This window comes from Cohnella sp. 56 (assembly GCF_037963805.1).
Classification (GTDB): Bacteria; Bacillota; Bacilli; order Paenibacillales; family Paenibacillaceae; genus Cohnella.
Map to the genome: position 1 here is coordinate 346957 of NZ_JAZDQE010000003.1, position 21355 is coordinate 368311.

General features: G+C 60.7%; 23 protein-coding genes and 2 riboswitches. Of the genes, 19 read left to right on the forward strand and 4 right to left on the reverse strand.

Annotated elements, in window-relative coordinates; translation table 11 throughout:
- Window positions 1–115 precede the first annotated feature (115 nt).
- Window positions 116–730, reverse strand: a complete 615-nt coding sequence (locus tag VQ071_RS07050) for a DUF1273 domain-containing protein (RefSeq protein ID WP_340513195.1) — start codon at window positions 728–730, stop codon at window positions 116–118.
- Window positions 731–821: 91 nt separating this feature from the next.
- Window positions 822–903: riboswitch (ZMP/ZTP riboswitch) on the forward strand.
- An 89-nt stretch (window positions 904–992) separates the two neighbouring features.
- Here VQ071_RS07050 and rpiB point away from each other — a divergent pair.
- The 9 genes from rpiB (at window position 993) to VQ071_RS07095 (ending at window position 9376) form a co-directional block, all read left to right on the forward strand.
- Entirely contained in the window at window positions 993–1451 is a 459-nt protein-coding gene (rpiB, locus tag VQ071_RS07055; RefSeq protein WP_340513196.1) for a ribose 5-phosphate isomerase B, read from the forward strand.
- Window positions 1452–1475: 24 nt separating this feature from the next.
- Window positions 1476–2069: a TIGR01440 family protein gene (locus VQ071_RS07060; RefSeq protein WP_340513197.1), complete on the forward strand. Its 594-nt coding sequence runs from the start codon at window positions 1476–1478 to the stop codon at window positions 2067–2069.
- A gap of 770 nt (window positions 2070–2839) precedes the next feature.
- The gene (glyA, locus tag VQ071_RS07065; protein ID WP_340513198.1) at window positions 2840–4090 is read left to right on the forward strand and encodes a serine hydroxymethyltransferase; all 1251 of its coding nucleotides are present in this window, start codon (window positions 2840–2842) and stop codon (window positions 4088–4090) included.
- Between the two features lie 109 nt (window positions 4091–4199).
- Window positions 4200–4345: riboswitch (cyclic di-AMP (ydaO/yuaA leader) on the forward strand.
- Between the two features lie 159 nt (window positions 4346–4504).
- Window positions 4505–5584 (forward strand): KamA family radical SAM protein, encoded by a 1080-nt coding sequence (locus tag VQ071_RS07070; protein ID WP_340513199.1) that lies wholly within the window; start codon window positions 4505–4507, stop codon window positions 5582–5584.
- 174 nt (window positions 5585–5758) lie between these two features.
- Complete coding sequence (locus tag VQ071_RS07075; RefSeq protein WP_340513200.1) at window positions 5759–6427, forward strand: PspA/IM30 family protein; 669 nt, start codon at window positions 5759–5761, stop codon at window positions 6425–6427.
- A gap of 209 nt (window positions 6428–6636) precedes the next feature.
- A complete protein-coding gene (locus VQ071_RS07080) occupies window positions 6637–7041 on the forward strand; it encodes a DUF350 domain-containing protein (RefSeq protein ID WP_340513201.1) in 405 nt (134 codons plus the stop codon).
- Window positions 7042–7065: 24 nt separating this feature from the next.
- On the forward strand, window positions 7066–7581 hold the full coding sequence (locus tag VQ071_RS07085; protein WP_340513202.1) for a DUF4178 domain-containing protein: 516 nt from the start codon (window positions 7066–7068) through the stop codon (window positions 7579–7581).
- Window positions 7578–8366, forward strand: a complete 789-nt coding sequence (locus VQ071_RS07090; RefSeq protein ID WP_340513462.1) for a DUF4247 domain-containing protein — start codon at window positions 7578–7580, stop codon at window positions 8364–8366. The genes VQ071_RS07085 and VQ071_RS07090 overlap by 4 nt, the downstream gene beginning before the upstream one ends.
- A gap of 215 nt (window positions 8367–8581) precedes the next feature.
- On the forward strand, window positions 8582–9376 hold the full coding sequence (locus VQ071_RS07095) for a DNA-binding response regulator (RefSeq protein ID WP_340513203.1): 795 nt from the start codon (window positions 8582–8584) through the stop codon (window positions 9374–9376).
- An 869-nt stretch (window positions 9377–10245) separates the two neighbouring features.
- On the opposite strand, the gene VQ071_RS07100 is transcribed toward VQ071_RS07095, so the two are convergent.
- The 3 genes from VQ071_RS07100 to VQ071_RS07110 form a co-directional block, all read right to left on the reverse strand.
- Entirely contained in the window at window positions 10246–11280 is a 1035-nt protein-coding gene (locus VQ071_RS07100; protein WP_340513204.1) for an NADH:flavin oxidoreductase/NADH oxidase, read from the reverse strand.
- A gap of 208 nt (window positions 11281–11488) precedes the next feature.
- A complete protein-coding gene (locus tag VQ071_RS07105; protein WP_340513205.1) occupies window positions 11489–12811 on the reverse strand; it encodes an MFS transporter in 1323 nt (440 codons plus the stop codon).
- 131 nt (window positions 12812–12942) lie between these two features.
- Window positions 12943–13254: an acetyl-CoA acetyltransferase gene (locus VQ071_RS07110; protein ID WP_340513206.1), complete on the reverse strand. Its 312-nt coding sequence runs from the start codon at window positions 13252–13254 to the stop codon at window positions 12943–12945.
- Between the two features lie 185 nt (window positions 13255–13439).
- Here VQ071_RS07110 and upp point away from each other — a divergent pair, with 185 nt between their 5' ends.
- From upp to atpG, 10 genes are all read left to right on the forward strand, one after another.
- Complete coding sequence (gene upp, locus VQ071_RS07115) at window positions 13440–14069, forward strand: uracil phosphoribosyltransferase (RefSeq protein WP_340513207.1); 630 nt, start codon at window positions 13440–13442, stop codon at window positions 14067–14069.
- 32 nt (window positions 14070–14101) lie between these two features.
- Complete coding sequence (wecB, locus tag VQ071_RS07120; RefSeq protein ID WP_340513208.1) at window positions 14102–15241, forward strand: non-hydrolyzing UDP-N-acetylglucosamine 2-epimerase; 1140 nt, start codon at window positions 14102–14104, stop codon at window positions 15239–15241.
- Window positions 15242–15991: 750 nt separating this feature from the next.
- Entirely contained in the window at window positions 15992–16243 is a 252-nt protein-coding gene (locus VQ071_RS07125; RefSeq protein ID WP_340513209.1) for an AtpZ/AtpI family protein, read from the forward strand.
- Entirely contained in the window at window positions 16240–16650 is a 411-nt protein-coding gene (locus VQ071_RS07130; RefSeq protein ID WP_340513210.1) for an ATP synthase subunit I, read from the forward strand. The genes VQ071_RS07125 and VQ071_RS07130 overlap by 4 nt, the downstream gene beginning before the upstream one ends.
- A 1-nt stretch (window position 16651) precedes the next feature.
- A complete protein-coding gene (atpB, locus tag VQ071_RS07135; RefSeq protein WP_340513211.1) occupies window positions 16652–17407 on the forward strand; it encodes a F0F1 ATP synthase subunit A in 756 nt (251 codons plus the stop codon).
- Window positions 17408–17442: 35 nt separating this feature from the next.
- Window positions 17443–17664: a F0F1 ATP synthase subunit C gene (gene atpE, locus VQ071_RS07140; protein ID WP_227886380.1), complete on the forward strand. Its 222-nt coding sequence runs from the start codon at window positions 17443–17445 to the stop codon at window positions 17662–17664.
- A gap of 115 nt (window positions 17665–17779) precedes the next feature.
- The gene (gene atpF, locus VQ071_RS07145) at window positions 17780–18265 is read left to right on the forward strand and encodes a F0F1 ATP synthase subunit B (protein ID WP_340513212.1); all 486 of its coding nucleotides are present in this window, start codon (window positions 17780–17782) and stop codon (window positions 18263–18265) included.
- Window positions 18262–18807, forward strand: a complete 546-nt coding sequence (locus tag VQ071_RS07150) for a F0F1 ATP synthase subunit delta (RefSeq protein WP_340513213.1) — start codon at window positions 18262–18264, stop codon at window positions 18805–18807. Before atpF ends, VQ071_RS07150 begins: the two co-directional genes overlap by 4 nt.
- A gap of 42 nt (window positions 18808–18849) precedes the next feature.
- Window positions 18850–20364, forward strand: a complete 1515-nt coding sequence (atpA, locus tag VQ071_RS07155; RefSeq protein WP_340513463.1) for a F0F1 ATP synthase subunit alpha — start codon at window positions 18850–18852, stop codon at window positions 20362–20364.
- 85 nt (window positions 20365–20449) lie between these two features.
- Window positions 20450–21325, forward strand: a complete 876-nt coding sequence (atpG, locus tag VQ071_RS07160) for an ATP synthase F1 subunit gamma (protein WP_340513214.1) — start codon at window positions 20450–20452, stop codon at window positions 21323–21325.
- Window positions 21326–21355 lie beyond the last annotated feature (30 nt).

The window sequence follows — 21355 nt, forward strand, 5'->3', positions numbered from 1 at the left end:
GGACAAACAAAAAGCGCCGCAAACTCTCGCTTGAGAGCGTGCGGCGCATGCTTTGCGTCCGTATTCGTGATCTCAGTGTACCAGGCCGACCGAATGCACGCAATGCCGAACTTCCTCAAATCTCCTCGTTCCAGTCCGGACCCTTGTCACCGTAATTATCCGCTTCGCCGAAGCCATCTCCCATATCGGCCAGTTCCTCGTTGGCGGCATTCTGGATGTCCTCGGAGCTGACGGAGAGATAGAGGTAGCCGTCCTCTCGGCTCTTGCGCAGCGCCTTCTCCTTCATGAACCTCGGGCTGGCATCCCCGGCATCCTCGTCGTAGACGAGGATGATGCCGTCTGTCTTGCGCAGCAGCAGATCGTCGCGCGCCGTGAACTGCCACGGTCCGCTGTAGGGCTGCTTGCTCACGGTGCCGTAGTAATCTACATTCTTCAGAATGCCGCGATAGTACTCCTGCTTGTCCTCGCTCCATTTTTCCTCTTGCCCCTCGAAGGCCGTCAGGATCGACAGTTTGAGATGCGGATAATCGGACTTGAGCGCGATGACGGATTCGCAGGCCCACAGATCGACGCCGTACTGCCCGGGGGTGATGACCCATTCGAGCCCCTCCTCGAGCAGCGGGATCAGCTTGCTCTCGATCGCTTTGCGAATGTAAGGGATGCCTTTGTGTTTTTGTCCGAAAATGCCCAGCTCGTGGGCGCGGTAGCCGGTAACCAGCAAATTGTTCATGCGTGCTCCTTGCTCGATTTGTTGGTTCCATTATAGTACATTTTGCGATTGACTTCGGCTTTTTCCTTCGCTATGATGTAGCTACAAGTTGCAGTTCCGGTGTAACTGGCGACACAAGTGGGATTAACCACAGTGGAGCACCGGAATGTCGGCCGGTCGCCTGGGCAGAGAGCAGCGTGCTTTGAGCACGTGTGCTCTTTTTCGTCTTTTTGCGGCAAATTCGGTATAATACATCTGACAATCAAGGGAGGTAGGTACAGTCATGATCATCGCTATCGGCGCCGACCACGCGGGCTATCGTCTGAAGGACGTCATCGTTCCGTTTCTGGAGGCGCAGGGTCACAGCATCATCGATCTGGGCTGCAATTGCGCGGATTCGGTGGACTATCCCGACTATGCAGTTCCCGTATGCGACAAGGTCGTCCGCGGCGAGGCGGAGCGGGGGATTCTGATCTGCGGGACCGGCATCGGCATGTCGATCGCGGCGAACAAGACGCCGGGCATCCGCTGCGCGCTCGTGCACGATCTGTTCTCGGCCAAGGCGACCCGCGAGCACAATGACACCAACGTGCTGGCGATGGGCGAGCGCGTGGTCGGCCCCGGCGTCGCCGAGGAGATCGTCCGCGTCTGGCTCGAGACGCCGTTCTCCGAGGGACCGCGCCACGTCGGCCGCCTGAACAAGGTCAAGGCGCTCGAAGAGCAGCAGGCGCTGCACCCTTGAGTGGATGCGGGAGGCGCGAAGCGAATGACTGACCGAGACCAAGCGATAGCTATAGCCGGCCAGGTCGAGCAGGCGCTGACGGAGCTGGCCGCGGCCGCCGCGCTGGGCGCGGGGCGCGTCGTCGTGCTGGGCGTCAGTACGAGCGAGGTGCAGGGCCGGCATATCGGGACGTCCGGTGCGACCGAGATCGCCCGGGACATCTATGAGGGCGCCATGCGCGTGCGCGAGCGGTTCGGGTTCGAGACGGTGTGGCAGTGCTGCGAGCACCTGAACCGCGCGCTCGTGACCGAGCGCGCCCTGGCCGTCGCACGGGGCTGGACGGTCGTATCGGCCGTCCCCGTCCCCAAGGCCGGCGGCTCCATGGCGGCGTACGCGTACGGGCAGCTCGCCGAGCCTTGCCTCGTCGAGGCGGTATCCGCCGACGCGGGCATCGATATCGGCGAGACGATGATCGGCATGCACCTGCGCCCGGTCGCGGTGCCGGTGCGGCCGGCGAGCCGCTGGATCGGCGAGGCGCGGGTGGTGATGGCGTATTCGCGGCCCAAGCTGATCGGCGGCGAGCGCGCGGTGTATGCGCGTCCGGCGGCCGAAGCGCCTCCGTCCGGCACCTGCGACTGAGGCGGCATGCCCGAGATCGCGAGATAGCCGGTACAATCGGCTAACGGCGCGCCCGCAGGCCGATTCTGGCCGAGATAGCCGATACAATCGGCTAACGGCGCGCCCGCAGGCCGATCCCGGCCGAGATAGCCGGTACAATCGGCTAACGGCACGCCACAGGCCGATTCTGGCCGAGAAAGCCGGTACAATCGGCTAACGGCACGCCACAGGCCGATTCTGGCCGAGAAAGCCGATACAATCGGCTGACGGCACGCCACAGGCCGGATCCCGGCCGAGATAGCCGATACAATCGGCTAACGGCACGCCACATTCCGGATCCCGGCCGAGATAGCCGGTACAATCGGCTAACGGCGCGCCACAGGCCGGATCCCGGCCGAGATAGCCGATACAATCGGCTAACGGCGTGCCACAGGCCGGATCCCGGCCGAGATCGTCGGATCAAATAACTGCAATTGTGCAGTTAATGTACCGAGAGAACGGCCGGTTTTGTCCATTACCTGCAAAAATGCAGTTATATTGCTCCGGGCGCACATCAAGCAACCAAAATGAAGAGGAATAACTGCATATTTGCAGCTATTCTCTCCTCGGCGGCGAACATAAATGAAAATAACTGCATGATGGCAGTTATGATCTTCGACCGTTCAACATGCTGGAGCGGGTCACAGCCTCATTCGGGGCCAAGTCCCCTTGCAGCCGTCGCTGTGCTTTTTTATCGCTTTTCAACGTCCTGAACAAATAAACGATGCTTATAACCCTAAGGAGGACCACCCATGACCGCCAATTTGCGCAAGCAAGATCCCGAGATCGTCAAAGCCCTGAACCTGGAGCTCGGCCGCCAACGCGACAACCTGGAGCTGATCGCGTCCGAGAACATCGTGAGCGAGGCCGTCCTTGAAGCGATGGGCACCGTGCTGACCAACAAGTATGCCGAAGGCTACCCGGGCAAGCGTTTCTATGGCGGCTGCGAGTATGTCGATATTCCCGAAGAGATCGCCCGCAACCGCGCCAAGGAACTGTTCGGCGCCGAGCATGCCAACGTGCAGCCGCACTCCGGCGCGCAGGCGAACCTCGCCGTCTATCTGGCGACGCTGCAGCCTGGCGACACCGTGCTCGGCATGAACCTGGCGCACGGCGGTCACCTGACGCACGGCAGTCCTGTCAACGCTTCGGGCCTGCTGTACAACTTCGTCGCTTATGGCGTTGACGAGCAGACGTTCACGATCAACTATGACGAAGTCCGCAAAGCGGCGTTCAAGCACCGTCCGCGCATGATCGTCGCCGGCGCGAGCGCTTATCCGCGCATCATCGACTTCGAAGCGCTCGGCCAGATCGCACGCGACGTAGGCGCGCTGTTCATGGTCGATATGGCGCACATCGCCGGCCTCGTGGCGGGCGGCCAGCACCCGAGTCCGGTGCCGCACGCGCACTTCGTCACGACGACGACGCACAAGACGCTGCGCGGACCGCGCGGCGGCCTGATTCTGTGCACCAAGCCTTGGGCGGCTGCGATCGACAAGGCCGTATTCCCGGGCACGCAGGGCGGCCCGCTCATGCATACGATCGCAGCCAAGGCGGTCGCGCTCGGCGAAGCGCTGCAGCCTTCCTTCAAGGATTATGCAGCCAACGTCGTGACCAACGCCAAGGCGCTCGCCGAGACGCTGACGGCCGAGGGCATCAGCCTCGTCTCCGGCGGCACGGACAACCATCTGATGCTCGTCGACACGCGCAGCCTCAACATCACGGGCAAGGACGCCGAGCATGTGCTTGACTCCGTCGGCATCACCGTCAACAAGAACGCGATCCCGTTCGACCCGACGAGCCCGTTCATTACGAGCGGCGTTCGGATCGGCACCCCGGCCGTCACCTCGCGCGGCATGGACGCGGCTGCGATGCAGAAGATCGGCCGTGCTGTAGCGATCACGCTCAAGAACCCGAAGGACGAGGCCAAGCTGGACGAAGCCCGCCAGCTCGTCCGCGAACTGGCTGCACAATACCCGCTGTATACGGGATTGGAATACTAAGATCCGGGAGTCGTCAGGCTCCGGAGCATCAAGCTTTTGCGCTCAATTTTGCCTGCTCAGGCTGAATTGGGCGCTTCTAATGTTTGACGATCTGGAGCAATCGGTATAAACTAAGTATACGCTTAATTCTCGGCATCGGCCGGGAAGCGGGGGAACCGAATCTTTAGGGGGCGAATTGGCGCTGCAGTTCAGGCGTCATAGGGTACCATCTTACCCGAGCCCGTCAGCTAACCTCGTAGGCAGGGGATGGGTCTCATCCAATTTATTGAAGCTTGAATGACCCTCATCGGGTCTTTTGGCGTCTTCACAAGGACCCCTCTGTCTGGCTAAGCGTATCGCGCACGCCTGCTGCAGAAGGGTCTTTTCTGTCCTTCCCGGCGTGTCGCCATTAGACCGGAGAAGGAGGAATTCACGTTGGCCATGCCGGAATACTACGCTAGGAACATGGACCAAGACGCTGCCGCCCATCCTTGCTCGAATACGTACTATCATAGTCTGATCGATTGGGACGATGCGAACGATCCGCTCCGCAAGCTGATGTCGCCTTCGCTCCCCGCATCCGGCAGCGCGGGAATATGGGGCGCCTCCGACGACGAGTCGGAGTATTTGGCTCAGGGCTACCGCCACAAGTTCCGGACAGCCGCCTTTCTGGTGCTGCCAGAGACCGAAGCCGAGGAGGGCGCCGCCCCTGCGCTCGAATATATTGCCTCCCATCCGGAGATCCGGCAGGTCATCCTTGCCGGCGGCGATTGCTTCGGCCTGCCTGCCGGCAAGCTCCGCAAGCTCATCGCGAGCCTGCGCGCGATCCCGCATGTCGGGATTATCAGGCTGAGCACGCGTTTGCCTGTCATAGAGCCGATGCGCATCGCCGAGGACAAGCGGCTGCTTCGGATCATTTCCGAATTTTCGACGCCGGCCAGGCCCATCTATCTGATGGCCCATGTGCATCACCCGCGCGAGGTGACGGATGCGGCGGTACACGCATTCCGGGCCTTGCAGAGCGCTGGAGCGGTGATCGTGAACCGGACGCCGATCCTGGGCGGCATCAACGACAGCGCCGAGTTGCTCGGCAGTCTGCTGGACCGGCTCGAGCTGGCAGGGGTGACGCCGTATTACTTTTTCGTCGACCGTCCGGGCGAGGACGGCGGGGAATTCGCGGTACCGCTGTCGCGCGCGTACCGGCTCGTCGAGGAGGCGAAGCTGGCGACGAACGCCGGCCTGGGCAGACGCGCCCGGCTCGCGCTCAATCACGATGCGGGATTCGTCGAGGTGCTGGCCGTCGAGGACGGCAAAGCCTATCTCAAGTTCCACGCATCGCCCGACGACGATATCGGCAAGTTCATCACGGCGGATTGCCCGGACGACGCGGTATGGCTCACCGATCTTCCCGGCAGCGAGTCCAAGATCGGGTCGCTGCGGATCGACTGGACGGACTCCGCCGATTACGGTCTGCGTACTTCCTACGTCAAGCGTCCATATCAGATCGGCGACTGACCCGCAGCGCATGCTGCGCCCTACATCCGGCTTTGCCTCTCGAGGCGGGCCGGATGTATATTTATGTGGGGGAATACCCGCGAGTGTTCGGGGAAATGTTGAAACGGTCGGCCTGTGTACATCGTAATAAACTACATAGCCGCGAACAAGCGGACAAGAGGAGGATTCGTGTACATGTCTATTTTCAAACGGTTGCGCGATCTCACGCTGTCTAACGTATATGCCCTGATCGAGAAGGCGGAAGACCCGGTCAAGATGACCGATCAATATCTGCGTGACATGGCAGAGGATCTCGAGGATGCGGAAAAGGCGGTCGCCGCCCAGATCGCAATCGAAAAGCGGTTCAAGCAGTTGTACGAGGAACAATCCGCGCTGGTCGCCAAGCGCGACGAACAGGCGAACATCGCAGCCCAGGCGAAGAACATCGATCTGGCCCGCCGCGCGCTCGAAGAGAAGAAGGCTGCGGAGACCAAGGTCGCCGAGTACAAGGCCAGCTACGAGCAGAACAAGCAGGCGGCCGACAATCTGCGGCTGAAGCTCGAGGAGATGCGCAAGCAGTTCACCGAGCTCAAAAATCGCCGCGAGACGCTGGTCGCGCGCGCCAACGCCGCCAAGGCGCAGGCCGGCATCAACAAGGCGATGGCGGGCTTCGGCGCAGACACCGCGCTGTCCGGCCTGAGCCGCATGGAGGAGAAGGTGCGGCAGATGGAAGCCCACGCCGAGGCGACCGAGGAGCTCAGCCAGTCCAAGGGCAAATCGCTCGACGACGAATTCGCGGCACTCGGCAAGGACAAGGCGGTCGAGGACGAACTCGCCGCGCTGCTTAAGAAGTACGAGAGCTAACGCAAGCGAGGACTCCCCAGCGGGGTCCTTTTTCTTGGAAGCTTCGCAGGAGCGAGGCGACGGCTGGACCGTTGCGGGGCGGATTCCGATTCGGATAAAATAGGAAACAAGGCTTGAATATTCGATACGGATGATGCCCGGCGGCTGCACCCTCATAATGATGAAGGCACAGCCGCCTCGCTCTATTCGCGGGAGGAGAGACATTCACATTGGCGATTGAAAATGTAGTCGGCACGCTGCTATGGACGGCGGCAGGCGCGGTGCTCCTGTTCATCCTGATGGGCATCGACGCTTACTTTACCAAGTACAAGGATATGGAAGAGATGAAGCGGGGCAATACGGCCGTCGCCGTCCGCTTTGTGCTGAAGCTGGTCGCGCAGGGCTACATTCTGTCGCGCTCGATCGTCACGTCGGACGATCTCTGGGAGGCGCTGGTCGTCTCGTTCATCTCGTTTGTAATCCTGTTCGTGCTGGAATGGATCGTCGAATTCGCCTTCAGGAAGATCGGAGATCTGCGGCTTGACGAGGGCGTGCGGGACGGCATCGTGGGACACGGTCTGATTGCAGGCTCTCTGCATCTGGTCGGGGCGCTCATTATCGGCTCGTGCCTGTAGGGCTGCGGAGAGGAGGACACGAGGATGAGCCTGTTCAAGCGGGTTAAAAATATATTGAAAAAGGCCGAGCCGCTGCCGGAGGAACGGAGCGTGCTGACGATGGGGCCGGGCGATGTGTGCGAAGTGTCGCTCGTCACCTACCAGGTGACGGGACGTACGAAGCCGACCGCGCGCAATGAAGTGTGGCTGACGCTGCGCGACGGCGCCGCCGTCCGCTATCTGAACATCGAGCAGCGGCTCGATACGGCGTATTCGCTGTTCAGTCCGATCGACGGACGCCTCGATTCGATGGACGAGGTGCCGGCGCATATCGAGCTGGACGGCATCGACTATCATCTGGAAGACCAGTACAGCACGCGAATTGCCGAGGCAGGCAGCACGCCCTTTGCCGCAGCAGGCGGGGAACTGTACGTGTGGAGGTTCCAGTCCGACGGGCGCAAGCTGCTGCGGATCGAGTGGCAGGATGGGCGCTTCATGCTGTACGAAGGTGAGAGCGTGCTGCCGGGGGATGTGGCGTGGCTGAGAGGAAGCGGACGATGAGCCGGCCTGCGCGCCGGCGGGCCGGTCGCGGCTGGCTGCGCTCCTCCATTCACCTGACAGTCATGCTCGCGCTCGTCGTGACGCTGCTGTCCGCATGCGGGCCGAGCCTTAACGTCGAGGAGACCTATCCGCTCGAGTCGGTGAGCGGCAGCGGCAGTCAGACCTCATACGTCTACCGCGCTGCGGGCGAGACAGTGCAGGAGGTCGCGACCGGACTTGAGGCCAAGAAGAAGCCCGAGCAGGTGTCCAAGGAAGATCCGCAGCATATGTTCCTCGTCTATTCGGATCAGATCATCCACGTGCAGCAGGATCCGAACAAGCCGGAGGATAGTCTGGTCGAGGTCGACTCCAAGGAGTACGTGCGTCAGAACTACAGTCCGTCGTTCCTCGAAGGATATCTGCTGGCGAGCCTGATCGGCAATCTGTTCGACTCGTCGCGGGGCGGATACTACGGCGACTATCGCGGCTACGGCAGCCAGAAGGCCCATCCGCCGAGCACGGGCACCTATCGCACGCCGACGGTCAGCGACCAGAAGACCGCCCCGCCGCTCACGGTGGACAAGAAGGGATCGATCTTCAAGCGCGGCGGCTCGTCAGGCTCAAGCTCGGGCAGCGTAGGCTCGGACGGCCTGTTCGGCAAGAAAAAAGGCACGAGCGGGAGTATCACCAGGGACGGTACGTCCGGCTCCGGCAGCAGCAAGTCGGGCTCCAGCTTCAAGCCGCGCAAGACGACGAAGCCGCGAACGAGCTTCGGCGGCTCGGGACGCATATCCAGGCGACGATGACGCCGCAAGCAAGGTGTGGCCCTGCGCTCTGATTGAGCGTGGGTTTTTTTCGAATTAGCGGAATGAACCCTTGCCGTTTGCCTGGAGATACGGTATCTTTTGGAAGAAGATGTATTCTCGGTGCGAAGCACGCGCCGTTCGTTGCTGTGATCTGCGGATTACGGTGCGGGCGGCGTTTTTTTGCGTCTTATCTCAATTGCGAAGGAGAGATTGGCATGAAACATTCAACCGACATCACACTTGCACGACTACCGGTCCACGCAGCCGAATCGTCCCCTCCCGTTACGCTGCAAGCTTTTCAACGAGACCCGGCTTACATGCAGGCAGACCCGGATTTGAACAGACAATTCGAGAGCGCGTTCGTTGCGTGGTGGTCCGGGTTGTTGCGGTCCGCCAAAGGGAACAGGCTTCGAAGGCTGAGACCCGGTCTAACCTATGCATCCATGTACTTTCTTCGGTTCACGTGGTTTGCTGCGTTCGGCAGCTTGAAGGGGGTGGAGCCCGAATATGAGGTGAAGGATTACAAGGACGGCTTCAGGTACATCGACTTTGCTTACTTCACGAATGCGTATCGAATCGCCATCGAAGTCGACGGTCGCTCATCCCATCGCGTCAACGCAACGGCCGCCGAATACGAAGATGAACTCATGCGCCAAAACCACCTCGTGATCGACGGTTGGTCCGTATTGCGCCTGGCATTTTTATCGATACGGGACAAGCCTCGGCAATCTCAACAGCTGCTGCAGCAGATGCTGGGGAGATGGAGGGATATTCGGGTCGATAAGGTGGAGCTAACGGCAGTCGAGAAGCAAATCATGGCTTATGCATGCCGTTCATCGTCCCCCTTGCAACCGGTTGAACTGCGTACTGTGCTGGGATTGCATCGAAACACGATATACAAGTATATAGACTCGCTGGTAAAGAAGGGATTGATCATGCCGGTAAGTAAGTCGCATAAGCGCAAATATCGATATTTAGTGAACGAAATGAATCCGGAAAAATCGATGTAGATGCGGGAAGGTGCACAAGAATGGTGCATGAGCGGCGCGGAAGCGGAGGGATATGGCGAGACGAGGGGGCATGGAGCACAAGAATGGTGCATGAGCGGCGTGGATGCGGGAGGAGACGGCGTGGCGAGGGGGCATGGTGCACAAGAATAGCGCATGAGCGGCGCGGATGCGGAGGGAGATGGCGTGGCGAGGGGGCATGGAGCACAAGAATGGTGCATGAGCGGCGCGGTTGCGGGAGGAGATGGCGTGGCGAGAGGCATGGAGCACAAGAATGGTGCATGAGCGGCGCGGTTGCGGGAGGAGAGGGCGTGGCGAGAGGCATGGTGCACAAGAATGGTGCATGAGCGGCGCGGATGCGGAGGGATGTGGCGTGGCGAGGGGGCATGGAGCACAAGAATGGTGCATGAGCGGCGCGGAAGCGGAGGGATATGGCGTGGCGAGGGGGCATGGTGCACAAGAATAGTGCATGAGCGGCGCGGATGCGGAGGGAGATGGCGTGGCGAGGGGGCATGGTGCACAAGAATGGTGCATGAGCGGCGCGGATGCGGAGGGATATGGCGAGACGAGGGGGAATGGAGCACATGAATGGTGCATGAGCGGCGCGTTTGCGGGAGGATATGGCGTGGCGAGGGGGCATGGAGCACAAGAATGGTGCATGAGCGGCGCGGATGCGGGAGAAAATGGCGAGACGAGGGGGGCATGGAGCACAAGAATGGTGCATGAGCGGCGCGGTTGCGGGAGGAGATGGCGTGGCGAGAGGCATGGTGCACAAGAATAGTGTATGAGCGGCATGCACCGGGGTGAAGCCGCCAAAAATGAGGCCGATGCGTAAGAAGACATGCATCGGCTTCGAGGTGAGGTGGTTAGGCTTATCGGTGCCCGGGATACCCGCGCTCGTACGCCTTCGGGATGTCGGCCTTGCCGTCGAGATGGCGCAGCGCGTCGATCGCCCAGTACGGGTTGCGCAGCATGGCGCGGCCGATGACGGCGAGGTCGGCGTCGCCCGATGCGACGACGTGCTCGGCCAGCTCGGCATCGTCCAGCATGCCGACTGCGCTGACGGGGACGCCCAGCGCCTGCTTGAAGGCGCGCGCGTACGGCACCTGGTAGCCCGGGTAGTTGCCGGGCTTGCCCTTCACCGCCGGACCGCCTTCGCCGCCGGTCGAGATGTCGAACATATCGACGCCCGCTTCGCGGTAAGCGCGCGCGACTTCGAGCATATGCTCGAGCTCGTAGCCGTACTCGGCGTATTCGATCGCGGACAGGCGCATGAGCAGCGGCATATCCGCGGGCAGTACGGCCTTGACGGCTTTGATGACTTCAACGCCGAACTTGGCGGGATCGCGGCCGAATTCGTCGTCGCGCTTGTTGATGCCCGGCGAATGGAACTGATGGATCAGGTAGCCGTGGGCGCCGTGGAGCTGGATCGTATCGAAGCCGGCCTGTACGGCCCGCGAGGCGGCCTGGGCGAACTTGTCGACCAGCGCCCACACTTCCTCGGTGCTGAGCGTGCGAGGCTGCTTGGCTTGGTCGTCGAACGGCTCGTTCCACGGACCGACGGGCGGTTCTGCATCCAGCGCCTTGCGTCCTGCATGTGCGAGCTGCACGCCGATCTTGGCGCCGTATTTGTGAGCTTCGTCTACGATGCGGCGATAGGCGGGGATTTGTTCGTTCGACCACAGGCCCAGATCGCGGTTCGAGATGCGTCCGTCCGGCTCGACGTCCGTCATCTCCACCAGGATGAGTCCGGCGCCGCCGACAGCGCGGGAGACGTAATGCACGAAGTGCCAATCGTTCGGTGCGCCGTCCTCCGCTTCGACGGAATATTGGCACATCGGGCTCATGACGATGCGGTTGCGGAGCGTTAGACCCTTTAGCGTATACGAGGATCCGAGATGACTCATTAGCTTCACTCGCTTTCCGATGAACTGTATATAAAAAAGTATCAGTTGTAATTGTAACTTGAATGCGCACAGTTATGCAACTAGAGAACTTGGAATTTGAATCGCATCACGCGTGCGCATCGACTCGGGGGCGAGCATCCATGAGCTGACAAGTCACTCGGTGCTGGAAGGCTCGAAGCCTGCCCGCATGCGTCTACCTTACCTCTCCTCAACCCGGATTTTTTCCCGTTTTCCCGACTACTGAATGTGATGCGGCGCGAAGACGTTGGCGAAGCAGCGCCCACACCAGCACAGGAGAGCTGCCGAAAATAAGCAGCAGAATCCGGATCAGCATCGGGTTCGCGCTGCGGGACACGCATGCGATAAAGACGACGGTGCCGATGAGGCGTCCGGCGTTGAGTGCCAGTTCGCGCAAAATAACCCGTTCCTCGCGTTGTCTCACATCGGCTTCGTTGCCGCCGATCTGATCGAATACGACGGATACGGACGGAATGGCGAAGAGCGGCATGAAGACAGCCGTGCCGAGACCGAAGATCAGCATGGTGGAATAGCCCGTCCCCCACAATAATGGCAAGATGAACAGGCTCATCATGAGGGCGCCAGTCAGCATGCCCCAGAAGCGGCGGCTCGGCTTGAGCAGTCTGCCCGCCACCCAGAAGCTGAGCAGCGCCGCTGCCGAGGTATACAGCGAGAAGTTGCCGAGCTTCATCTCGCTGCCGGTTGAGGTATAGACGAGCAGCGCGATGACGAAGCCGAAGATGCCTTCCCGCAGGCCCTGCGCGACCATCGCCCAGGTGATGGAGCGCCAGGGGCTGCCTCGCCGCAGCAGCGTGCCGAGCCCGATGCGCCATTCGTAGCGGCCGGACGGTTCGCGCCTGTGCAGCCAGAACGTGAGCACGGCGCCCGCGACGAAGATGGCCAGCGAGATCGCGAATATGAGCCGATAGCCGGTATTGCCACCGCTGCCGGCGATGAGCAGACCGGATAGCCAGGGCGCGAGCATTCCGGACAGCGAGCCGAGCAGGCCCGTCCAGCCGTTGAAGCGGTCGCGATTGTCCCGGTCTGTAATTTCGAAGTAAACGACATTGAAGGACAGCCAGAACAGCCCCGAGGAGATGCCCTGCACAAGTCCGAGCAGCGGCACGGCGTCTGCCGCGCGCGTCCCGAATGCCAGCACGAGCCCATAGAAGACGGCGGCCGCGATGACCCCGGCGCGCAGGGCATTCATTTTGTTGCCTTCTTTGACCCACTTGCCTGCGAGCCAGAAGGTCAGCGACATCGACAGCTGATGAACGACGGCGAACCAGCCGAGGAGCGCGTAGTCCTGTTTGATTTTCCAGATATAGATGTTAACGAAAGTCGCGGACAATGCGTTGCCGCAGGTGAACAGCGCGTGAACGGCGAGCAGCAGGGCGGCTTGACGCCCCAGCTTCGCCTTCTGCTGCGGCTTGTGGTCGGCATCCGCATAATCGCTTCCTTGTGTTCTGTCCCGCAGCGAGGACCACGGGGATTTGGATAATGTACCCGGCATTGCGACCTCCTGTGATTCCTGGCGTATCCATGCCCGGTCGGGGCGCAGCCTGATTAGGATGATCGCGAACAGGGAAAATCATGAATGAAAAAAATCCCGCGCCCTCGGCGAGGGGCGGGATCGGGCCGCGCTCAGATGAGCAGCGTAATGACGAGCAGTTCGTACAGGACGAGCGTCAAGATGGAGCTTGCGGCGAAGGCGCCGAAAAAACGGGCGTCCATCGTGCTCGGCGAGACGGCGAGATGCAGATGGCAGCCGTCGATACCGATGACGGTGCCTTCATAGACGTGGCCGTCGATCGTCTGCACGCGCACGTTTTTGTTATGGTGCCGGCCGCACACATCCGACAGCTTCTGCCGGGTCTGCTTGACGTTGCCGACCCAAGCCTGGTCGGCTTCGTAGATCGGCGCATTCGTCTCGGCCGCTTTGCTTTTTGAGGTCATGGGCATTCCTCCCTGGGCGTTCTGACATCAGCCTATGCAGCAGGCGAGACGAAGGTGACGAATATGCGGGGACGCACCGCGTTGCGCAGAGGATGCCCGATTTGCTTTGGCAAGGCATGGATGCGCCGAGGGGGAGACAATGATATAATGGACGGGCATCCGAACGGACAAAGGAGAGGAACACCATGGGGCGCTTGCAAGTATGCGACCACCCGCTGATTCAGCATAAAGTCACATTTTTGCGCGATAAAACGACAGAGACCAAGCAATTCCGCGAGCTGGTGGACGAGATCTCGACGCTGATGGCGTACGAGGCGACACGCGATTTCCCACTGACTTCGGTAAAAGTGCAAACCCCGGTCGTGGAGGCCGAGGGGCGGATTATTGCGGGCAGAATGGTCGGTCTGATCCCGATCCTGCGCGCGGGACTCGGCATGGTCGACGGCGTGCTGAAGCTGCTGCCGTCCGCCCGCGTGGGCCATATCGGCCTGTACCGGGACGAGGAGACGCTGCAGCCGGTCGAGTATTATGTCAGCCTGCCGACCGACGTGACCGAGCGCGAGCTGATCGTGCTCGATCCGATGCTGGCGACGGGGGGCTCCGCCAATGCAGCGATCTCGATTCTGAAGCAGCGCGGCTGCAAGCCGACCAAGCTGATGTGCCTCATCGCGGCGCCGGAGGGCGTCAAGGCGGTGCAGGAGGCGCATCCGGAGATTGACATCTTCGTCGCTTCGCTGGACTCGCATCTCAACGAACACGGATACATAGTGCCCGGACTCGGCGACGCGGGCGACCGTCTGTACGGAACCAAATAAAGACAAGCTAGGATTGTGGGAGGAACGTACTTGTGAAACCGATTAAGATCATGTCGATCTTCGGCGTGCGCCCTGAGGCGATCAAGATGGCGCCGCTCGTGCTCGAGCTGCAAAAGTATCCGGGACTGATCGAATCTACCGTCTGCGTGACCGCGCAGCATCGGCAGATGCTCGACCAGGTGCTCGAGATTTTCGACATCAAGCCCGATTACGACATGAATGTCATGCAGGTCGGTCAGACGCTTAACGAGATTACGATCCGCGTCCTGCAGGGGCTGGAACCGATCCTCGCAGAGGCGAAGCCCGACATGGTGCTCGTGCACGGCGATACGCTGACGAGCTTCCTTGCGAGCTATGCGGCGTTTCTGCAGCAGATCCAGATCGGCCACGTCGAGGCCGGGCTGCGCACCTGGAACAAGCTCTCCCCGTATCCGGAGGAGATGAACCGCCAGCTCACCGGCGTGCTGGCCGACGCGCACTTCGCGCCGACCCAGTGGTCGGCGGGCAACCTGCGCAAGGAGAACAAGCCGGAGGACCGGATATACGTGACGGGCAATACGGTGACGGATGTGTTCCAATACACGGTGAAGCCGGACTTCGCGCACCCTGTGCTCGACTGGGCCGCCGGCAAGCGGCTCGTGCTCATGACGGCACATCGGCGCGAGAACCAGGGCGAGCCGCACCGGCAGATTTTCCGTGCGGTGCGGAGGCTGGCCGAGGCACATGATGATATCGCGATCGTCTACCCGGTGCATCCGAATCCTGCGGTCAAGGGACCGGCCGAGGAGATTTTGGGCGATCATCCGCGCATTCGTCTGATCGATCCGCTCGATGTTGTGGAGCTGCACAACTTCTACAAGCACACGCAGCTGATCCTGACGGATTCGGGCGGTCTGCAAGAGGAGGCACCGTCCTACGGAGTGCCCGTGCTCGTGCTGCGGGATACGACGGAGCGTCCGGAGGGCGTCGGTGCGGGCACGCTCGAGCTCGTCGGCACGGACGAGCATATGATCTTCGACAGGGCGACGGCCTTGCTGTCCGATCCGGAGCTGTACGGCCGGATGAGCCGCGCCGCGAATCCGTACGGAGACGGCCAAGCCTCCAGGCGGATTGCGCAGGCGATCCTGCATCACTTCGGCAGGGGAGAGCGGCCGGAGGCGTTCGGCGGCTGAGTGGTGCGGCAGAATCGCATAACTCCGGCTCCGCGGTGCGGTTTCGTGCGAGTGGTGCGGCAGAATCGCATAACTCCGGCGCAGCAGTGCGGTTTCGTACGAGTTATGCGGTAGAATCGCGTAACTCCGGCGCAGCGGTGCGGTTGTGACCGAGTTGTGCGGCAGAATCGCATAACTCCGGCTCCGCGGTACGGTTTCGTTCGAGTTGTGCGGCAGAATCGCATAACTCCGTCGCAGCGGTGCGGTTGTGACCGAGTTGTGCGGCAGAATCGCATAACTCCGGCGCAGCAGTACGGTTTCGTGCGAGTTGTGCGGCAGAATCGCGTAACTCCGGCGCAGCAGTGCGGTTTCGGGCGAGTTATGCGGTAGTACCGCACAACTCGCCCCGCTGCTATCGGCTAATCATCATCTGCCGCAGGGGCAGGCGTCCTACCGCCGTTGCTGCTCTGCATGCGGTCGGTGTGGTGCCAAATGTCGGCAATATTCGCCATCCGGGCGGCGGATGCCGGCGCCGGAGCGGGGGCCGCGGGGGCGAAATTGTCTACAGCATACAGCGCAGCTGTATGGTTCGGAATGAGCGAAAATCCAGATTTATCAAGGGTTTGGCGGCTTGGCGTTCACATAATGTTTGATTTTATGCGAATTGACAAATCCCATCGGCCAAGGATACAATATTACCTGAACCATTAGGAAGAAAGGGCTTACTTTTAGTCGAATTTCTTGCTGATGGGATCAAAGGAGCGGATGTCCATGCCCGAATCCGAACAAAAACCGTCTCTGCCGCCGGATGAGAATCCTTGGCGAGCGGCCGGACTCGTAACCGCGATCGGTGCGGAGTTGGCCGTATGCGTAGGTCTCGGTTGGTGGATTGGGTCCGTCGTTGACGGCAACCGCGGCACCTCAACCTGGTATCTGGTCGGACTTGTCGTCGGCCTCGTCGCCGGCATCGGCTCGGCTGTAGGCCTTATTCGGAAGTACGCCGTCAAGGGAAGGGGCAAATGATGGACGATTTGCCTGCTCTGATGAAGAAGGTTTCCCGTATTACGTTCTTTTTTTTGTCCATGGGATGTCTGGGGTGGGCGGTTCTGCCCGCGTACAAGACTGTCTTCGGAGGGTTCCTGATCGGTGCGATCGGCAGCTTGCTCGTCGCCTGGCATCTGGCTTGGAAGACCGCCCGGATCGGCGAAGCCGCTTCCGGCGGACGCAGACCCCGCTCGGGGTTCGGCTTCCTCTCCCGTGCCGCGCTGGCGCTGCTGGCCGGGTACGTATCGGTCCGCCTGCTTGAATTCAATCTCCCGGCTACGGCAGCGGGATTAATTGCGGCGCCGATGGCAACACTCCTACTGGGTATCCTATCCAGGCGCCGCCAAGGCGGCCACGCCACCGATGAAAGGGGTGAAAAGCACTAACATGGATCATTTAGCGCCAATCGTCATTCTCGGCGGTGTGAAGTTCGACCTTGCGGCCATTATCATGGTCATCGTGACCAGCATTGTCGCATTCGTACTCGCACGCCTGTCCGTCCGCAACCTGTCGGTGGATAACCCCGGCAAGCTGCAGAATTTCATGGAGTGGGTCGTCGAGTTCGTCAGCAACATCATCGGGATGGCGACAGACTTCAAGCGGGGTCGCGTCTACCTGAGCCTCGGTCTTACGCTGATCATCTACATTTTCATCGGCAACATGCTCGGCCTTCCGTTCAACTTCATTACCGAAGCGCACGGTCACGCGACGTTCCTCGGAATGGATCTGTTCATGAACGGCGAAGAGGAAGCCCACTTCGCATGGTGGAAGTCCCCAACTGCGGACGCCGCTATGACGATGGGACTCGCTCTTACCGTGATCGTCCTCTCGCACATCCAAGGGTTCCGTCACAACCGCAAGCATTATCTCAAGCACTATTTCCAGCCGTGGCCGTTCTTCTTCCCGATCAACCTGATCGAGACGGTGGCCAAGCCGCTGACGCTCGGTCTCCGGCTATTCGGCAACATCTACGCCGGCGAAGTCATGATCGGCGTTATCCTCGGCATGGGCTGGGTCGGGATTCCGGCGTTGCTCATCTGGCAGGGGTTCAGTATATTCGTAGGCGCCATCCAGGCGTTCGTATTTACGATGCTGACCATGGTGTATATCGGTCAGGCCAGCATTCACGAAGAAGATCATTAATCTTTAAGTACCCAATTTGAGGAGGATATTCACAAATGGAAATTTACGGTCTGTTAGCAGCTGCAATCGTGTTCGGCCTTGGCGCACTCGGCGCAGGTATCGGTAACGGTCTGATCTTCTCCAAGACGGTCGAAGGCATCTCCCGCCAGCCTGAGCTGCGCGGCGCCCTGCAGACGACGGCGTTCATCGGCGTAGGTCTGGTCGAAGCACTGCCGATCATCTCCCTCGTCCTCGCTTTCATCTTCATGGCGAAGTAAGAAAACTTATCTATAACGGTAGGCGCGGAGAGCCACTTGCCTCCACGCCTTCCTTATGCAAGAGGGCGTAATTCGCATTCGATCGACAGTTTTTGGGTGAAAGGAGTGGCTATCGTTGACCATCACATGGAGCAACTTTTTTATTCAAGTCATCGCATTCGGCATCTTGTACCTGCTGCTGTCGAAGTATGCCTTCGGCCCGCTGTTCGGCATCATGGAAAAGCGCCGTCAGCTCGTCAAAGAGCAGATCGACACGGCCGAGCGCAACCGCTCCGAGAGCGAGCGTTTCCTCGAAGAGCAGAAGCAATCGCTGCAGCAAGCGCGCAAGGAAGCCTATGATATTATCGAGCAAGCGAAGTCGACCGGCTCCAAGCAAGCCGACGACATCATCTCCGCGGCGCGCGGCGAGTCCAGCCGCCTGAAGGAAGAGGCGGTACGCGACATCGAAGCCGAGAAGAACAAGGCAATCGCTTCGCTCAAGTCCGAAGTCGGCGGCCTGTCCGTTCAGATCGCCAGCAAGATCCTCGAGAAACAAGTCGACGCGGGCGCCCAAGGCGAACTGGTCGATCAATATCTCAAAGACGTAGGTAAAAAGTCATGAGCCGCGGCACGGTCGTAGCCAAACGATACGCCAGAGCGCTCTTCGATCTGGCAAGCGAGCAAGACGCGGTAGCCAGCACGGAGAACGAGCTGAAGCTGGTCGCGGACGCGATCGGAGCGAACGCAGATTTGCGCGTTTTTCTGTCGGCCCCGAACATCACGCTGGACAAGAAAATCGCGCTTCTGCGCAGCACGTTCGGCGACAACGTATCCCAGATCGTGCTGAACACGGTCAGCCTGCTGGTTGAACGCGGTCGCGAGAGCGAGATCCCGGCTGTGCTGGATGCGTACATGTCGGTCGCCGGAGGCGTCCTCGGACGTGCCGACGCGCTGGTCACCTCGGCCAAGCCGCTCACGCCGGATCAGGCCGAAGAGATCGCGACGCAATTCGCCGCCATCATCGGCAAGCAGGTACGCGTCATCGGTCAGGTTGACGAGTCTCTGATCGGCGGCATCACCGTCCGCATCGGCGACACGCTGTACGACGGCAGCCTGCGCGGCAAGCTGAGCCGTCTATCCAAGGAACTTCAAGCCAGTCTGTAATATATGCATGTATCTCGTAAGTAGGAGACAGGGGTGAACGAATTGAGTATCCGTCCTGAAGAAATCAGCACGCTGATCAAGCAGCAGATTCAGAACTATCAATCCGATATCCAAGTCGTTGACGTCGGTACCGTCATCACGGTCGGCGACGGTGTCGCTCGCGTCCACGGTCTGGAAAAAGCGATGGCCGGCGAGCTGCTGGAGTTCTCGAACGGCGTCGTAGGCATGGCGCTCAACCTTGAAGAAGACAATGTGGGCGTCGTTATTCTCGGGCCTTACACCGGCATCCGCGAGGGTGACCAGGTCAAGCGCACGGGCCGCATCATGGAAGTGCCGGTCGGCGAAGCGATGCTCGGCCGCGTAGTTAACGCGCTGGGCCAGCCGGTCGACGGCAACGGTCCGATCGCGACGACGAAGTTCCGTCCGATCGAATCTCCGGCTCCGGGCGTCATGGCCCGTAAGTCCGTATTCGAGCCGATGCAAACCGGCATCAAGGCAATCGACTCGATGATCCCGATCGGCCGCGGCCAACGGGAGCTCATCATCGGCGACCGCCAGACCGGCAAGACGACGATCGCGATCGATACGATCGTCAACCAAAAGGGCAACGGCGTCATCTGTATCTACGTCGCCATCGGCCAGAAGCAATCGACCGTTCGTACGGTTGTAGAATCCCTCCGCCGTCAAGGCGCGCTGGATTACACGATCGTCGTTACGGCGAGCGCATCCGAGCCGTCCCCGCTGCTCTACATCGCGCCTTACACCGGCTGCGCTATGGGCGAAGAATTCATGTACAACGGCAAGCATGTCCTGATCATCTATGATGACTTGACCAAGCAAGCCGCAGCATATCGCGAGCTGTCCCTGCTGCTCCGTCGTCCTCCGGGCCGCGAAGCTTATCCGGGCGACGTATTCTACCTGCACTCCCGTCTGCTGGAGCGCGCAGCCAAGCTGAACGACGAGCTCGGCGGCGGTTCGCTCACCGCGCTGCCGTTCATCGAGACCCAAGCCGGCGACATCTCGGCTTACATCCCGACGAACGTCATCTCGATCACCGACGGTCAGATCTTCCTCGAGTCCGACCTGTTCTACTCCGGTCAGCGTCCGGCGGTCAACGTCGGTAACTCGGTATCCCGCGTAGGTTCGTCCGCGCAGACGAAGGCGATGAAGAAGGTCGCGGGCACGCTCAAGACCGACCTCGCCCAATACCGCGAGCTGGCTGCGTTCGCAGCGTTCGGCTCCGACCTCGACAAGGTCACGCAATCTCGTCTCGACCGCGGTATCCGTACCCTCGAGATTCTGAAGCAAGGCATCAATGTACCGATGCCGCTGGAGCGCCAGGTCGTCTCGCTGTACCTGGTCACCAAAGGCCATGCCGACAGCGTGCCGGTACAAGACGTTCGCCGCTTCGAATCCGAGTTCCTGAGCTACCTGGATGCGCAGCGCCCCGAGATTCTGGGCTCCATCCGCGATTCGAAGGACATTTTGCCCGACAACGACAAGGCGCTCGTCGAAGCGATCGGCGCCTTCAAGAAGAGCTTCGCTACGACCGCTTAATTAGCGAAGGCTTCGGCCATAGAAGCTTCCGCACCGGCGCGCGACCGCGAGGTCGCCCGGCGCGGACAATAAGGTGGTGACATGAATGGCTAAAGGGATGCGCGAGATTAAGCGTCAGATCAAGAGCACGCAGAACATGAAGCAGATCACCAAGGCGATGGAGCTCGTCGCGGCTGCGAACCTCAAGCGCGCGCAAAATGCGGCGCTCGCGGGCCGGCCTTATGCCGACAAGCTCAAGGAAGTCGTCTCGAGTATCGCCGGCGGCGGTGGCGGCGTCAAGCACCCGATGCTCCAATCCCGCGAGGTGAAAAAGACGGCGTATATCGTCTTTACGTCCGACCGCGGACTGGCAGGCGGTCTCAACAGCGGTCTGCTGAAGAAGTTCGTGGACACGCTGAAGACCAAGCACAAGTCCAAGGCGGAATACGATCTGTTCGTCATCGGACGCAAAGGCCGCGACTACCTGAAACGACGCGATTACGCGATCGTCCAGGACGTCATCGGCGTGCCCGACTCTCCGAAGTTCGCGGATGTAAAGGCAATCGCGTCGGCGGCCGTAGGCGGGTTCGAACAGGGGACGTACGACGAGGTCCATCTCGTCTACAACCGGTTCATCAACGCGCTCACGCAAATGCCGACGGTCAAGCAATTGCTGCCGCTCGACGCTTCGGCGTTTGGCGCGACGAATCAAGCGGGCCCGAGCGCAGGCTACGAATACGAGCCGTCTCCGGAAGCGGTGCTTAACGTCCTGCTGCCGAAGTACGCGGAGACCTTGGTATACAGCGCGCTGCTGGAGAACAAGGCGAGCGAGTTCGGCTCGCGGATGACTGCGATGAGCAACGCGACCAAGAACGCCACCAAACGGATCAACGAGCTGACCCTGACGTACAACCGTGCGCGTCAAGCGGCCATCACGCAGGAAATCGCTGAGATCGTCGGCGGCGCAAACGCATTAAGCTAAACATTCGCTCGCGGCGGCCTGGCCGCCCGC

Coding starts and splice junctions, on each gene's coding strand:
- VQ071_RS07085 (WP_340513202.1), top strand. CDS start 7,066: ATGAGCCTGTTCAAGCGGGTTAAAAATATATTGAAAAAGGCCGAGCCG.
- VQ071_RS07150 (WP_340513213.1), top strand. CDS start 18,262: ATGAGCCGCGGCACGGTCGTAGCCAAACGATACGCCAGAGCGCTCTTC.
- VQ071_RS07050 (WP_340513195.1), bottom strand. CDS start 730: ATGAACAATTTGCTGGTTACCGGCTACCGCGCCCACGAGCTGGGCATT.
- VQ071_RS07100 (WP_340513204.1), bottom strand. CDS start 11,280: ATGAGTCATCTCGGATCCTCGTATACGCTAAAGGGTCTAACGCTCCGC.
- VQ071_RS07090 (WP_340513462.1), top strand. CDS start 7,578: ATGAGCCGGCCTGCGCGCCGGCGGGCCGGTCGCGGCTGGCTGCGCTCC.
- VQ071_RS07125 (WP_340513209.1), top strand. CDS start 15,992: ATGCCCGAATCCGAACAAAAACCGTCTCTGCCGCCGGATGAGAATCCT.
- VQ071_RS07060 (WP_340513197.1), top strand. CDS start 1,476: ATGACTGACCGAGACCAAGCGATAGCTATAGCCGGCCAGGTCGAGCAG.
- atpE (WP_227886380.1), top strand. CDS start 17,443: ATGGAAATTTACGGTCTGTTAGCAGCTGCAATCGTGTTCGGCCTTGGC.
- VQ071_RS07075 (WP_340513200.1), top strand. CDS start 5,759: ATGTCTATTTTCAAACGGTTGCGCGATCTCACGCTGTCTAACGTATAT.
- VQ071_RS07130 (WP_340513210.1), top strand. CDS start 16,240: ATGATGGACGATTTGCCTGCTCTGATGAAGAAGGTTTCCCGTATTACG.
- upp (WP_340513207.1), top strand. CDS start 13,440: ATGGGGCGCTTGCAAGTATGCGACCACCCGCTGATTCAGCATAAAGTC.
- VQ071_RS07110 (WP_340513206.1), bottom strand. CDS start 13,254: ATGACCTCAAAAAGCAAAGCGGCCGAGACGAATGCGCCGATCTACGAA.
- VQ071_RS07095 (WP_340513203.1), top strand. CDS start 8,582: ATGAAACATTCAACCGACATCACACTTGCACGACTACCGGTCCACGCA.
- rpiB (WP_340513196.1), top strand. CDS start 993: ATGATCATCGCTATCGGCGCCGACCACGCGGGCTATCGTCTGAAGGAC.
- glyA (WP_340513198.1), top strand. CDS start 2,840: ATGACCGCCAATTTGCGCAAGCAAGATCCCGAGATCGTCAAAGCCCTG.
- atpG (WP_340513214.1), top strand. CDS start 20,450: ATGGCTAAAGGGATGCGCGAGATTAAGCGTCAGATCAAGAGCACGCAG.
- atpB (WP_340513211.1), top strand. CDS start 16,652: ATGGATCATTTAGCGCCAATCGTCATTCTCGGCGGTGTGAAGTTCGAC.
- VQ071_RS07105 (WP_340513205.1), bottom strand. CDS start 12,811: ATGCCGGGTACATTATCCAAATCCCCGTGGTCCTCGCTGCGGGACAGA.